Source organism: Streptomyces sp. NPDC005374 (assembly GCF_042872225.1).
In the GTDB taxonomy this organism is placed as follows: domain Bacteria; phylum Actinomycetota; class Actinomycetes; order Streptomycetales; family Streptomycetaceae; genus Streptomyces.
Genome location: NZ_JBIAKA010000001.1, coordinates 1,074,106 through 1,088,594, shown reverse-complemented (window position 1 = coordinate 1,088,594; position 14,489 = coordinate 1,074,106). Strand labels below are relative to the sequence as shown.

The 14,489-nt window shown below is 67.8% G+C and carries 7 protein-coding genes; 4 read left to right on the top strand and 3 right to left on the bottom strand.

What is annotated here, in order from left to right; genetic code table 11:
* Positions 1-90: 90 nt before the first annotated feature.
* A complete protein-coding gene (locus ACFYRX_RS05065) occupies positions 91-978 on the top strand; it encodes a helix-turn-helix transcriptional regulator (RefSeq protein ID WP_389096707.1) in 888 nt (295 codons plus the stop codon).
* Positions 979-1,500: 522 nt separating this feature from the next.
* Here the strand turns inward: ACFYRX_RS05065 and ACFYRX_RS05060 are convergent.
* The 3 genes from ACFYRX_RS05060 to ACFYRX_RS05050 all read right to left on the bottom strand — a co-directional run bounded on the left by ACFYRX_RS05060 (position 1,501) and on the right by ACFYRX_RS05050 (position 6,660).
* Complete coding sequence (locus ACFYRX_RS05060; protein ID WP_389096705.1) at positions 1,501-2,427, bottom strand: hydrolase; 927 nt, start codon at positions 2,425-2,427, stop codon at positions 1,501-1,503.
* 208 nt (positions 2,428-2,635) lie between these two features.
* Positions 2,636-6,130, bottom strand: a complete 3,495-nt coding sequence (locus ACFYRX_RS05055) for a WD40 repeat domain-containing protein (protein WP_389096703.1) — start codon at positions 6,128-6,130, stop codon at positions 2,636-2,638.
* Positions 6,127-6,660 carry a hypothetical protein gene (locus ACFYRX_RS05050; RefSeq protein WP_389096702.1) on the bottom strand — a complete coding sequence of 178 codons (534 nt, stop codon included), beginning with the start codon at positions 6,658-6,660 and terminating at the stop codon, positions 6,127-6,129. The genes ACFYRX_RS05055 and ACFYRX_RS05050 overlap by 4 nt, the downstream gene beginning before the upstream one ends.
* 1,077 nt (positions 6,661-7,737) lie before the next feature.
* On the opposite strand from ACFYRX_RS05050, the gene ACFYRX_RS05045 reads away from it, so the two are divergent.
* The 3 genes from ACFYRX_RS05045 to ACFYRX_RS05035 all read left to right on the top strand — a co-directional run bounded on the left by ACFYRX_RS05045 (position 7,738) and on the right by ACFYRX_RS05035 (position 14,168).
* Positions 7,738-8,502 carry a nuclease-related domain-containing protein gene (locus tag ACFYRX_RS05045; protein WP_389096700.1) on the top strand — a complete coding sequence of 255 codons (765 nt, stop codon included), beginning with the start codon at positions 7,738-7,740 and terminating at the stop codon, positions 8,500-8,502.
* Positions 8,503-8,707: 205 nt separating this feature from the next.
* Complete coding sequence (locus ACFYRX_RS05040; protein ID WP_389096698.1) at positions 8,708-13,207, top strand: AAA domain-containing protein; 4,500 nt, start codon at positions 8,708-8,710, stop codon at positions 13,205-13,207.
* A 1-nt stretch (position 13,208) separates the two neighbouring features.
* On the top strand, positions 13,209-14,168 hold the full coding sequence (locus ACFYRX_RS05035; protein ID WP_389096697.1) for a hypothetical protein: 960 nt from the start codon (positions 13,209-13,211) through the stop codon (positions 14,166-14,168).
* The last annotated feature ends 321 nt before the right edge of the window (positions 14,169-14,489 follow it).

Genomic DNA, 14,489 nt, shown 5'->3' with positions numbered 1-14,489 from the left:
GACCGTGATCTTCCAGGGCACGCCACAGGGGGGTGCAACAGGGCCAGGCTCCGGGCCGGCCCCCTGATCACACGCTGGCAGAATGACGGCATGACCGAGTTCGGGAAGTTTCTGCGAGCTCGCCGTGGCGACGTACGCCCGGCAGACGTCGGGCTGCCCGCCGGAACCGGCACGCGCCGTACGCCGGGTCTGCGCCGGGAGGAGGTAGCGGCGCTGGCCGGTGTGAGCATCGACTACTACGTACGGCTGGAACGCGGCAAGGAGACCCGTCCGAGCCCTTCCGTGGTCGAGGCGCTGGCCGACGCGCTCCGCCTCGACCAGGAGGAGAGCGGCTTCCTGCACGAGCTGGCGGCGCGAGCGGCGCGGCGTGCGTCCGAGCCCCGTTCCCTGCCGTCACGGCGGGTCCGTCCGACCGTCACGCAGCTTCTGGAGACGCTCCGGCCCAACCCGGCGTACGTCGTGAGCCGCACCAACGACCTGCTGGCGGCCAATCCCGGCGGGCTGCGGCTGCTCCACGGCATCGCCGACTGGCCGGAGCGGCAGCGGAACACCGTCCGGTACACCTTCCTGCACCCGGCTGCCCGCGAGCTGTGGGCGGACTGGGAACAGAAGGCCAAGGGGTGCGTCGCCCAGTTGCGGGCGATCGCCGGCACCGATCCGGACGCCCCGGATCTCGCCGCACTCGTAGGTGAACTGATCGTCAAGAGCCCCGACTTCAACCGGCTCTGGGAGCGGTACGAGGTGCACACGATCGGCGACGGCCAGAAGACGCTCCGACACCCGGAGGTCGGCACGATGACGCTCTCGCACGAAGGGCTGTCCCTCAACCGCGCACAGGGCCAGCGCCTCGTCGTCTACATGGCGCCGCCCGGCAGCCCGGACCACGACAAGATGACGCTCCTCGACCTCGCCGCCTCCGGCCCGTCCGCCGGTTCAGGCGAGACGGCGCCCGCCTCCCCCTCCCGGAGACAGGGCTAGGCGCTTACGACATCCCGATCGGCGAAATGTTGTCCATCCGCGGGCGATGCCCGGTTCGGTCTGCCGACCAGGTCCTTGCCCCGGAGGCTCCGGAGGCGCCTGCCGTCCGACGGCCCCCCCGCCACGAAAAAGGGCGAGGCCCGAAGACCCCGCCCGCAGCCGCCGAAACCTCAGCTCACGGCCACACAAGGCAATACGGCTGATGCCCCGCCTCGTGCAGGCGGTGACTGAAGTCCTGCCACTCGTGCAGCGATTGGGGGCAGCGGGAGGCTGACCTGGGGTTTCTTGGTGAGATGTGCGCTGAGCTGCGGAAACGACTCTCGGTAGTTCTCACTGGTCGGCGCTGTTTCCCAGGCTCATGTGCCCTGGATGTGCCCTCGCCCCGTAATGGTGCAGTCGGGTATTGGAACCTTCCGAATGGCTCGGCCGGCATAATCCCTCCTCTGTCGATGTCGACTGATTGCAGGCGTCGAAGCCAGCCATGGAGAACCGCCGCTGTCTTCCACTGAGCTCCGAGGACGTTCAACGGGGAGGTGAGAACCGGCGGACGGTGTCGGTTCCCCTGTCGGTCAGCCAGAAGCCGCCGTCCGGGATGGGGACGATGCTGCTCAGCCCTTTGGCGCCCCGTACGGGCCAGAGGGTGATCTTGCCCCTCGGGGTGATGCGGCCGACCCTGCTGTCCGTGGTGAACCAGAGTGCCTCGTCAGGGCCGAGAGCGATGCCGTCTGGGTGCTCGGACTCCCGGACGGCGAAGTGGGAGACGTCGCCGTCGACATCGATGCGTCCGATGCCACCTCTCTCGGTGAACCACAGCGCCTTGTCGGGGCCGGCGACGATCCTCTGCGGGGTTGTGCCTTTGGGCAGCGGCCACTCCTTGTAGGCCCCTTGTACGGTGAGGCGTCCGATGCCGTCGCCGTCGGACTCGTCGTACTGATGAATCTGGGAGAACCACACCGCACGGTCCGGCCCTGCAACGATGCCGCCCGTCGGGATGGAGAACGTGCCCTTGCCTTTCAGGATCGCGATGCTGGACAGCCCTCGATTGTTGTCGGCGCGGCTGAAGGCTGGGATGCCGCCGTTGGCGATGTGGGCAAACCAGATGGTGTTGTCGGGGCTGAGGGTGAGTCCGTCGGGGTACCCGGGACCGTCGTCGGAGCCGGGACCGTTGTCGTTGCTGCTGGAGCTGTCGTCCCACCACGTGAACTTCCCGGACGGGTCGAGACGTCCGAGCTGGTCGCTCGCGCTGTACCAGATCCCGCCGTCCGGGGACTCCTGGAGGTCGTATGGGTAGGGCGGGTAGCCGGGTCCGCGGGGAAGGGGGTGCTGGGTGACCTTGCCCGAGGGATCGATCTCGGCGATCGCGCTCAGCTGTGCCTGCGCGACCCACAGTGTGCCGTCGTCGGTCAGGACCATGTCGCTGGGACTGGCGTTGCCGGGCAGGAAGATCACCGCAGAGTCGGGGCCGGACGAGGATGGGGAAGCGTTCGGGCCGCTGCCGTCGGTTCGGCCGCCGGGCTCCTGTTGGCAGCCGGCTAGTGAGAGGGCCGCTGCCAGGGCGAGCGAGGCAGCGAGCGCACGTTGGCGGGGTGGCGTTGAGCCGGGGCCTCTTCGCGCCTTCGTGGTCACGGCCTGCTCCTGCCGCCAGGGGAGCACGGCGTCATTCCCCGCAGCGCAGGGCGGAGGGGCCTTCGCTGCCCATGTGCTGTTCCCACTCGTCCGGTTCGAGCTCCCTGCCGGTCGACGAGCAGACGGTGCGGATCCAGTCACTCGGGTCAAGCCTCCATTCGGTGAGTTGCCCCAGGCCACGGTCCGCTGCGGCCTCGGCCTCCGTCGCGGCATTGGGGGCCTCCGTCGCCGTGACCAGGTTCGTGCCATCTGCCGTGAAGGCCATGCCCGTTGACTGCGGCTTGTTGTCCTCGGGGAGCGTGAGTGCCCCGAGGGCGGCTTCTGACGACAGGTCGAGGAGGCGAACGGTGTTGTCCTCGGACGTCGTCTCGGCGACGAGGTCCCCGCCGACGACGGGGCCGAAGGCGGTGTCGGCCGTGCCCTCGATTGTGTCAAGCCGCTGGCTCCCTGAAGCGGTCCAGAGCTCGAGGGCTCCGCCGCTTCGTTGAACGAGCAAGCGCTCCCCTGCGTAAGCGACGCCGGTGGTGCCCGATGCGGGAATCGTGCGGATACGGCCCGTCGCGATCTCGATGACATGGATCTGAGGACGTGGGTCTTTGAGCGGGTCCCCGTAGTCGAACACCGCGGCGTGGGCGGCCTGCGGATCCAGCGCCACGAAACTCCGGCTGCGCGCGGTGAAGCCGGAGTCGGCTTTCGGTGCCATGGCCCTCGGGCCCGGGACCTGATGCAGCACCTTTCCGGAATCTGCGTCCCTGAAGCGGACCGTGCCGGAGGTGTCGACCTCGGCAACTTTCCGGCCGTCCGGCAGGAAACGCAGCAGCGCGGGCGGGTCGGAGAGCTGGAGCGGGTTCGGCACGGCGGGCCAGGAGCCGGCGATCCGCCATTCGTCGCGTCCACGGGCCAGGATCTCGGCGCTGCCGTCCGGCGCCACCACGAAGAGGCGCGAACTGTCGGGCTGCCACAGCAGCTCCGAAAGCCCAGGGAGCTTTAGGACCTGCGGCAGTCTTCTCTGCCGTGGGTCCTCGCCGGGCAGGCCGAGCCTCTGGACGGCGAGGCTCGATTCGTTGCCGTCGAGGACTGCCACGTCGCGGCCGTCCGGTGACACGGAGACGCGCGGTGCATTACATGCCTCGCAGGAATTCGGGATGGTCGCCGTGGCGGTCTTGGCGATGCGGGAGTGCTGGTTCAGGTCCCACAGGCTGAGGGTGTCCTGGGAAGCCGAGATCAGCTTGCTGTCGCTGTCGCCGACGAAGGTGAGTGCGTCCTCGGTGACCGTCCCCGCCCCCGGGAGGGCGATGGGCTCGGATGCCGTCTTGTTGGGCGCGTTGGTCCGGGTAACGCGGATGGTGGTGCCGATGGCTGCGGCGACCCGAGAACCGCCGCGGCTCACGGCCAGGGCTGCGGGATTGCCGGGTTCCGTCTTCGCCTGCAGGGCTGGTTTGTCGATATCGGGGGCGCCCTTGGACGGCCAGATCGGGAGCGGGGAGCCCTTGTTGCTGTAGGTGAAGTGGCTGCCGTCCGGGGCGAGTGCGAAGCCCACGTTGTGGACGCCGAAGCCGAGCGTGCTCCCGGCGGTGCGGCTGAGCCGCTTCAAAGAGATGCGATTCCAGGTGCCGTAGTCGGCCTCGAGGACAGCCACGTTCATGTCGTCGACGAAAGCGACGGCGTCCGCGTTCGTGTCCATGTCCTTGAGATCGAGCCGTCTCGTCTCTCCCAAGTCCCGGTCCAAGACCCACAGTGTGGGCGGGATCCCGAACCCCGAGGTCGTCGTCGTGACCGTCACGAAGCGTCCCGACGGGGAGACTGCCACCGCCGTGGGCTGCTGCCCGGCGGGGATGCGGGGCGCTGCCGCGCGCACCCCCTCGGCCCACACACGCACCGTGGTGCCGTCGGTCGCCAGGACAGTCTCCCCTGTGCTGTCGGCCGCGACGGCCTTCACAGGGCTGGGGAGGCGACCCAGCCGCTTGTGGTCGCCGAACACGGTCCCGGACAGCGTCCACTGCTCCACATATCCGTCCTGGGTCCCGGCGACGGCGCCCCGCCCGTCCCGTGCACTCGCTACGGCGGAGACCGTTCCGCTCGCCCGCACGCTCCCAGCCAGGTGCGGGCTGGCGGTGACTGCCCGGAAGAGGGCCCGGCGGGTCAGCGGATCGGGGTGGTGCCGGTATGCCCGCTCCGCGAACAGTTCGGCGAGCCCGACGTCGCTCTGGAGAAGATCCTCCGACACATCGGCCAGCTGATGAGCAGTGGCCAGCCGGTTCCTGGCCTCGGCCTCCCTGTACTGCACCACTACACCGGATGTCGTGGCGGCGGCGACCAGCGACAGCACGATGGCAAGGCGGGCGGTGCGGAACCTGCGGGCGTACCGGTCGGCTTGCCGCAGCGTCTCGGCGAACTTCACGTCTCCGGGCTCGGGCGCATGGGCGGCGTGGGGCCGGTTCGCTGTGGGGGCGACAAGACGCAGCCCTTTACGGCGCGCGGCCAGGAGCTTGCTCTCCATGCCGCTGACCTCGACGAGCCGCTCACCATGGCCTAGTGCCCCGGTCACCGCAGTGCGCGGGCGCAGCCCGTAGAAGACTCCGCGAAGCCAGGCCACGCTGGGCCGTCTGGACGGGGGATGACGCAGGAGTTCCCGCAGCCCCAGGGCGAACGCGGCGCCGAGGGAAGGGCCCTCGATCTGCAGGAGAGGTCCGGGAGGGTCTGTCAGCACGACGCGCCACAGCACACAGCGGAGGCCGCGGCGTGGGCCCGCCACGGCCCATGCCCGGCCGAGGGCGGTCGCGAACTGCCCGTTGGTGCTGCGCAGTCCGGTCATCGAGCGCGGATCGGGATACAGGCCCGGGGGGCCGGCGGGGAATTCACGCAGTTCCAGGACTCCGGTGGCGCCTGCCTCCTCGGCGCCCTGACCGTTGTGTTGTGCGGCGCCTCCGAATACCACCGGCACCCGTACTAGCGGTCGCCTGCGCGGCTCGGCCCCCGCCATCAACAGCGCGCCGATCATCAGCACGCCGTCCGGTCCGGCCGACCGCCCGCCCTCATCGTCGGCTACGGGCAGATGTGAAAGGCGCTCGATGACGGCATTCAGCCGCTCGGCGACGTCTGGAGGAAGATCCCGAACTCCTCGACCGGACGGCTGAGCAGGGCCGGGAGCGGCGTTGGCCGACAGCAGACCGCTGCGGCCCCACGCACTCCGTATTCGGGTCAGGGCATCGTCGTGCTCCGCCGTCCGGCCTTCCGGTGCGCTGAGCGCCTGGGCCAGCAGGTATGCGTGGCGGGCGGGCGTCATCGAGTCGGCCGGCGGCCGGTCGGGTGCTGTCGAGTCGATCCACTCGGCCAGGTCCTTGGCCTGTGCGGAGAGCAGCCAGGAGGGATCCGCACGGACCGCTTCGCTGCAGCACTTCCACCACAGCTGCCGCTCGCCGAGGAGCTCGTTGACCACGCCTTGTGGACTCGTCGCGTCCTTGAGGACGGTGTCGAGCACGACGCGGTGTCGGTTCCCTTTCGCGGCGGTTGCTTCGGAGGTCATCGCAGTGCGCCGTCGATGACGCCGCGTACCTGGTCGTTCACGAACTCCCGCACCTGGCGCCAGGCGTCGCGGGTCGCCTCGTTGAGTGCTGCGTCGATCGAGTCCGCGACCGTTGTGGGGTCCCAGTTGGTGTCCGGGGACACCGGTGAGGGGGCGGTGGCGGCCCACGTCGTGCCGGTGTCGAAGCCGCGCAGGCCGACGTATGCGGCCGCGGGACCGAACTGCCCCCACGCCACGGGCACGAGCAGCACACGCTCATGCCCGTCCGGCTGCCGATAGGTGACCGTGGACAGCAGTGGCTGGGCGGCATCGCGAGCACTGCGCACCACCACTTCGAGGCTGTACTCGGACTCGCCGCCGCTGCGGCGGCGCACCAGAAACCCGGCTCGCCCGTCGGGCGACGACGCTTCGAGCACCACCGAGTCGCCGCCCGCGGCGGACAGGGTGCCGAGGGCTGGGAGCTGCGGCAGTGCGAACCACCCCGAGGTGAGAGGGCGGGCCTGCAGACCGCTCCCAGACTGTTCCTGCACGGCGAGGGCCGACGCATGACCGGCCGGGGCCGCGCCAGGTCGTGAGCGGAGATCGCAACCGATGAACGATGCCCAGGCCCGCTGCCACAAGGTGTATCCGGCGCGTCCGCGTTCCGCCGACCGCCGGAGGCTCGGCCGACGTCCGCCAGTGAACGATTTCCAGGAGCGATGGGCGAGGGATCCAGGGCTCATGGGGCTGCCTCCCCTTGAGCGGGATCAAATCCTGGAGGGCCTGGCGGGGTAGGAGACTCGGCGGCGCCTCCGGCTGGGTCCACGGGAGGGGGATCGGCGGCGGGACCGGCCCGGAGCGCCTCAGCGGCGGTGGTGGACCGGCCTACCTGAGCGAGTACCGCAGGTGCCGACGCTCCCACGGACACGGCAGCGAACACCCCGGCCAACTCGCCATGGAGGAGCCAGCCCGCCACGCCGCCCAGCACGACGCGGAAGAGCGCGGCCAGCGAATCCGCGGGCGGATCGATGAACGTGCCGATCGGAGGCAATGGCTTCGCGGCTGCCCTTGCCTCATGCCGGGCCTGCTGCCAGGCGTTCAGCCGCCCGAAGGTCACGACGGCCTCGACTATCAACCCGCCCCCGGCGCCGCACAGTGCGGCCTCGGCCCAGGTAAGCATCGGACCCCCGTCCCTCGATGAGCTTCACGAACCCGCCGGATCGCACGGGGTGAACGACTTCACGTCGGCAAACGTACAGACGGATTCCCGAAGGCATGGATCTAGAGCCGAAATTCGTACTCCCCCTTGAGGAAATGGCTTATTTTCGACGATCAGCGCGCGAGCGGAGGCGACTGGATGGGATACGCCGTCGACGTCGCCACCCGGTCCGCCATTCGTGCCGGCTCCCGAACGATATAGCCAGAGCCTCTCTCGTCCGGTCCCTTCGAGGTGAGGGAAGCGTCCAATCTCGGCCTCCAGCCTGCATGGCGCAGACATGAGGCCGTCTTGATCGCCGTCTCTGATCCTGGTCACATGGTCGTTGGTCTTTGATGGGATGCGAAACGGGGGGTGCGTGAGCGGCTTACAGGTCTCCGTATGGAAGCGTTACGGACATGACCGTCTCTACGTGAATCAGTCGGACGGCAAGAAGGTCGCATGGCTCGACCGCCGCACGGGGTACCTGAAGCTTCTGGTTGAGGAACAGCGGGACGCGGTACTTGATGTCCTTGCGCCTTTTCTCACTGCTTCTTCTTCGCCCGTAGTACACAAGGCACTGCGTTCTGAGGACGACCTCGCCGGGAACCGCCCGGGAGACGCGCTGCAGATGAAGCTGGAGGAGCTGGCGCCCGGCTTCTGGCGGTGGGCGTTGGCCAGGTTGTCCGGTCGGCGCCTGGAGGCAGACAGCTGGCGTGCAGGGCTGGCCGGCGAGCGTCGGGTGGGAGCGGAACTGGAGAGGCTGGCGCGGCGAGGCTGGCGAGTTCTGCATTCCATACCCTTGGCGGGTGATGTTGACATTGACCACGTCCTGATTGGGCCGGGCGGAGCCTTCTGTTTCAACACGAAGTGCCTCCGCGGAGCGCGCGTTTGGGTGGGCGACGACTCTGTTCGCATAGGCGATCAGTCGTACCCCTACGTGCGGAAGAGCCGAGCTGAGGCGCGGCGGGCCTCAACTGCGCTGACGAGTGCGTGCGGGTTTCCCGTCGAGGTTCAGCCGGTGCTTGCCTTCGTTGCGGTGGCAGATCTGCAGGTCGTGCCGTCGCTCCGGGACGTGCGTGTCGTTCAGGAGCGCGACATCGCGGCGTTCAGGCACCTCAAGACTGACTGGCGACTGGACAGGGTCGAGTCGGTGTACACCGCGGCTCGTGATCGCCACACGTGGGTTCGCTCCTGACGGTTGGCTGCGTTACAGCCAACTTTCGCGGAATGTGGCTCGTTCGCGTCATTACTTGCGGGTCCCTGTTGATGGAGCCGCCTCTCTCCCACATCCTGGAAGGCTTTCCATCGGGCCATTATCTGGGGGATAGGTGTCTCTTCACTCTGCACTTCGCGCAAATAATCCGGAGGCGGTTCACCACACGCGCCAACTTATCGAATATATGCGCGAAATCGTCCGGGGTTCGTACAAGCCGGTGCGGGACTGGCAGAAGTATCCGGAGGTCCTCTGGCTCTCAGGCTTGCCGGACGACAAGCTCCGGCGGCACCCGGACGGCGACCGGACGCTGCTCAAGGTGGCACACCGCCCGCCTCGCCCGGCTCCTGACCTGCCCGAGGTGCTGGTGGGGTGGATCGATCCCGAGGCCGCCGTCACCGCGACGCTCGAAGCACCACCGCTGGCCGAGTCGGGACCAGGCCAGGGCTGGCAGGAGGACGAGAACGGAGACCTGTTCGAGGTCTCCGAGATCCGCCGGGAGGAAGCGCACGACGTGCTGCGCGCCTACACGCGATGGCTCGACGCGTGGCGTAAGTGGTCGGAAAAAGAGCGCGTCGACCGGCCGTACCGGGAACTCCATCAACAGCTGTATCGAGTGGCGATCAGGATTCAGCAGGACGGCGAGGAATACGAGGCGGTACTGGGCGCTGGCTTCCTGACCATCGGAGCCACACGTCCGTCTGCGCGTATCGCCCGGCATATTCTGACGGCGCCGCTGATACTCACCGTGAATTCCACGAATATGTCCATCACCGTCGCTCTCGCACCCGGCGACCCCGCGCGGATGGAGGACAGCGAGTTCCTTGACGCGGACGAGGGCTACAGCACCCGTGTGCTGGGTCCGCTGCGAGACCGTGTCGACGCGGACGGGTTCCATCCGCTGTCGCGTGACTCCCAGGACGTGCTCGGTGATTGGTCGGAGCGGGCGTTCGGCACCGATCGCGCGGTGGCGTTCCACCGGGGCTGGGGTCGCCCGCCCGCCGACCCGGCGCTGCCGGTGCCGACGCTCGGGTTCGCGCCGGCGATCATTCTCCGGCAGCGGGGCCAGGGCGCCCTCGTGAACTTCTACGACGGTATCGCGAACCGCCTCGCTCAGCCCGGTGCCATCGCTCCCCTGGGCCTAGCTCAGTTGCTGTACAAGCTGGAAGCGGAGGACCGCAGGGCGTGGGGTACGGCAGGGGGCCGCGACGTGCCGCCCGCCCTCGGCCCCGACCCGCTGTTCCCGCTGCTGTCGAACGAAGCCCAGCGGGAGGTGTTGAGGCGCCTTCAGACCGATACCGGCGTCGTCGTTCAGGGACCGCCCGGCACGGGAAAGACGCACACCATCGCCAACCTCGTGTGCGCCTTGCTGGCGGACGGCAAGCGGGTGCTCGTGACGAGCGAGAAGGGCCAGGCGCTGAAGGTCCTGCGGCAGCAACTGCCCGCCGAACTGCGCAGCCTATGCGTCCTCCAGGGCGACCGGCGCCAGGACGGCAGCGACGACCTGGAACGGTCCGTGCGTGCGCTCTCCCAGCTCAGTGCCACCCAGTCGACAGAGCGTCTGGACGTAAAGATCCAGGGCCATGAAGCGCTGCGCTCGGAACTGTCGGATACCCGCGCGCGGCTCCGTGACGAACTTCGTGCCGTTCGGGAGGCGGAGTGGTACGAACACCTCGACGTGGCACCCGGCTACGTGGGGCGGCTCGCGGAGATCGTGGAGACCGTCACTGCTGGCGCACCGAAGTACGACTGGATGCCTGCCCTGCCCACCTCGGCACCGCGAGAACCGTCGCTGAGCCAGGATGAGGCTCAGCGCCTGCTGGGTCTGGTGTCCCGGCACGGGGCCGGAGTCCTGGACGAGCATGCCGCCCGCTGCCCGGACCCCGCGGACTTCGTCGCACCTGTGCTGTTCGAAGAGGCAGTCAACGCCCTGGACACCGCTGCACGAGCCTGCGCCGGACCAGCATCTGACACACTCGCCCTCGAACTCGCTGAGCAAGGCTGTGAGTTGATTGCGACGCTGGTCGGGTTGTTGGACGCGGCGGAACACGCGCTGCAGAGTGAGGGACTGCCGGGCGACCCCGCCGCCTGGCCGCCCGAGGACTGGACCACGCGTGCCTTGCAGGACGGAATGGCAGGCCGGCGACAGCAGTTGTGGGAGGGAGTACGCCAGTCGTCCGCCCGGGCCGAGAACGTGCAGAGCTTGCTTCAGCACATGCCCTTCTCCATGCTCGACGTACCCGACGTGGCGCTTGCCGAGGAATCTCGTCTTATCGCTGCAGGGAAGGACCTCGAACAATACCTGCAGGGCGGCGGCAAGCTGCGGAAGCTGGCTCCGAGGCCGGTGCAGAAGGAAGCCCAAGTCCTCCTACGGGACTGCCGGGTGGACGGGCGGCTGCCCAGCACACCGGACGAGATCTCCGCGCTGGTGGCCCATCTGGCGGCACGCCAGTGCGTCCGGCAGTTGAACGAGCGATGGCAGAGCGTTGGCGTGCCTGCGGTCGAGGGCTCCACGGAGGTCGTTCTGTCGGAGCTGCTGGACCGGGTGCCAACGATCCGCGCGGTGGACAGGTTCACCGACTCCGTACGTTCGCTGCATGAGGTCCTGCTCGAAGCCCGGATCAAGGCCACGGTGCGGACAGCGCAGCAGTGGGACGACATCCGTACGTCGGCGAGCGGTGCGGAACAACTGCTACGTGCCCGTGAGGCGGAGGAGACGCTGCGGTCCATCGCCGAGCAGCTGCCGCGACCTGATGCCCGCGGAGTGGCCGAACTGGCAGAGGTGCACCGGGCCGTCACCGCTCTTGATCCGCAGGCGTACACGTCCGCGATTGACTCACTGACCGAAGCATTCCATCGTGAGGCTGATCGCAGGGAGGCCCGCAAGCTCCTGGACCGACTGTCCGAGGGCCACCCCGAACTGGCCCGGCGTTTCGCCGAGTTCCCGACCGAGGAAGCTTGGGAGACCCGCCTCGTAAATCTGGACGGAGCCTGGACGTGGCGGCGAGCGCGTACCTTCCAGGACGCGATGCTGACACCTGGCAAAGAAGCCAAACTAGAAGGCGAACTCGAAGCGGTCGAGGCGCAGTTGAGGCAGACGGTGACCCAACTGGCGGCCGACAAGGCGTTGTACCACTGTCTGGACCGGATGACGGCCGGACAGAAACAGGCGCTGAGTGCCTATGCGTCGGCCATGGCGCATGCGGGCAAGGGAATGACGGCACTCGGCAAGCGGCACCTGAAGGCCGCCCGTTCCGCGATGCGTGACGCGCGTGCCGCAGTCCCGGCATGGGTCATGCCGATCAAACAGGTGGCCGAAATGATCGATCCCGAGCCGGACGCCTTCGACGTCGTCATCGTGGACGAGGCGAGCCAGGTCGGTCTCGACGGGCTGATGCTGCTATGGCTCGCTCCGAGGATCATCGTCGTGGGTGACGACAAGCAGTGTGTCCCGTTCTACACGGGCGGCAAGCACGAGCGTCTGAACGAACTTCTCGACTCACTCCTGCCTCATCTCACAGATTGGCAGCGGGACGGGCTCAGCCCCAAGTCCAACCTCTACGACCTGCTGTCCGCGCGCTTCAGCGAGACGATCCGGCTCACCGAGCACTTCCGGTGCATGCCGGAGATCATCAAGTGGTCCTCCGCCCAGTTCTATCCCGACAACGAACTCGTGCCGCTGCGGCAGTACGGAGCGGACCGGCTGCGGCCCCTCGAAGTCGCCCATGTCCATGAAGGCCACTGCGAGGGTCGGCGAGAGACTCTGGTCAACAGGCCCGAGGCCGAACGCATCGTCGCCAAGTTGCAGGAACTCGCGGAGGACGAGGCGTACGCGAACCGGAGTTTCGGAGTCATCGTGCTCCGTTCCGGACACCAGACAAGGCTGCTGGAGAATCTTATCGACACGCGGATCGACTCCACGATCCAGGAGCGGCACAACATACGTGTCGGCACGGCCGAACAGTTCCAGGGAGACGAACGGGACGTCATCCTGCTCTCGCTGGTCGTCGACGCAGACAACACCCGGGCCCTGACCGGCCAGGGTGACGGAAGGCGGTTCAACGTGGCCGCCAGTCGGGCGCGCGACCAGATGTGGCTGTTCACCTCCGTCACGCCGGACCAGCTGCGCAGCAGGGACCTGCGCCACTCCCTGCTCACCTATATGCAGGCGCCACCGGAACTCCAGGGCACTTCTCCCGGCCTTTCCGCCGTTTCATCCGACGAACGGTGCGAGCCGTTTGACTCACTGTTCGAGCAGCGGGTCTTCCGCAGGATCAGGGAGCGCGGCTACCACGTCGTCCCCCAGTGGAAAGTCAGCGGTAAACGCATCGACCTCGTCGTCGTAGGAGAGACAGGCCGCCTTGCCGTGGAGTGCGACGGCAGCCCGTATCACTCCACTCCTGACCAGATCCGTGACGACTACGAGCGGGAGCGGGAACTGCGCCGGGCTGGCTGGCAGTTCTGGCGCGTACGCAGCAGCGAGTTCGCCCTGTCTCCGGAGAATTCGCTGGCTCCGTTGTGGAAGCGCCTTGACGCTCTGGGTATCCGGCCCGGAGTCACTGAGGAAATCCAGGGCGACTCGGGGAGCACATGGGCCCCGGTCGAGATGGACGATACCGACCTCACCACCGATGAACTCGACGCCCTGCTCGATGAGGATGCGTCTGTCTCTCTCGAAGGAGCCTGATGTGAACGAGATCTTCGACGACAGCACGCTGACGGAGGTCGCCCACCTGATCTGCGGGGACGAGACGCCGCTGCTCTACCGGAAGGGGTACGAGATAGCCGCGTTCTTCCAGCGGGCGGGCTGGGACGACGTTCCGGAGTACGACGGCACACCGAGGCACAGGTGGGCCCGGGAACTCCTCAAGGAGCGGCAGGAGGACAGCACGGACGACGCCGCGCGCGCAATCCTGCGCCTGGCGAACCGCCTTGAGTACTACAACCAGCAGCAGGAGTACCACGCCACGCTGAAGCGACTCAACGAGGTACTCGTGCTCGACGGACGCCGGATCGGAAAGGAAGAAGGCCAGCCGGTCCTCGTCCGCTGCGAAGCCGGTTTCGAGAACGAAGTACGGCAGCTGCCGCGTGTCGAGCTGAAGGTTTCTGTGACGGAGGTGGTGAGCGACCCGGAACTCGCGGCCACCGTGCAACTCCGACTGGACGAGGCACGTACCTGCTACGAGCATGGCGCCTACACGTCGGCGGTCATCATGCTGGGCAGCCTCCTGGAGGGGGTTCTCGCGCATGCCGCGCAGATCCGCACCGCAGGCGTACGCATGCCGAAGCCGTTGCGGAACATGGGGCTGAATGACTTCGTGGACTTCGCGTACGAGAACAAATGGATCGAACACGATGCCAAACTGGCCTCTGAGCTTGTCCGGCACTACAGGAATCTCGTCCATCCCATGGCAGAGAAACGGACCGGACACAGCCCGAACCGCGACACACTCGACATGTGCTGGCCGGTGGTGAACGCCACGCTGAATGACCTCGCGGCTACCGCTGCAGCGCCTCCTGCTCCCTCTTCTCCGCGCGTGCCCGCAGATCGAGGTCGGGCCCGCAATCCCAATGTTTCCACGCAACGCCCAACGCCGGCCTCTGTCGCTCGTCGCCGTCCGGGCGGGGGAACCACGGCGGGCACTTGACCGCGGGTGAGAACTCGATCCAGCCTCGGGTGGAGGAAGCGCAGAGTGTCTGACGGTGCCTCCTCCGCCCGGGCAGAACATAAAGCACTGAGCCTGAAGGCGGGCTACGTCAAGGCGTCCGCAGTGCTCGTTCCCCTCCCAAAACGTAGTAGGCGCATGGCCAGGACTGTTCCGTAGGGAAAGGGCCTGAGCGAGATCGTGCAGTATGTACCGCGGAGACAGCTCTACCGACCGCCCAAGCTCCGCCCTCGGCGGGGCTTCCAGGCCGTTCTTCCGTCGGAGCGAAGTGCCTTTCCCTGCACGCTTCTTGTCATCTCTTGC

Coding starts and splice junctions, on each gene's coding strand:
- ACFYRX_RS05065 (WP_389096707.1), top strand. CDS start 91: ATGACCGAGTTCGGGAAGTTTCTGCGAGCTCGCCGTGGCGACGTACGC.
- ACFYRX_RS05040 (WP_389096698.1), top strand. CDS start 8,708: ATGCGCGAAATCGTCCGGGGTTCGTACAAGCCGGTGCGGGACTGGCAG.
- ACFYRX_RS05055 (WP_389096703.1), bottom strand. CDS start 6,130: ATGACCTCCGAAGCAACCGCCGCGAAAGGGAACCGACACCGCGTCGTG.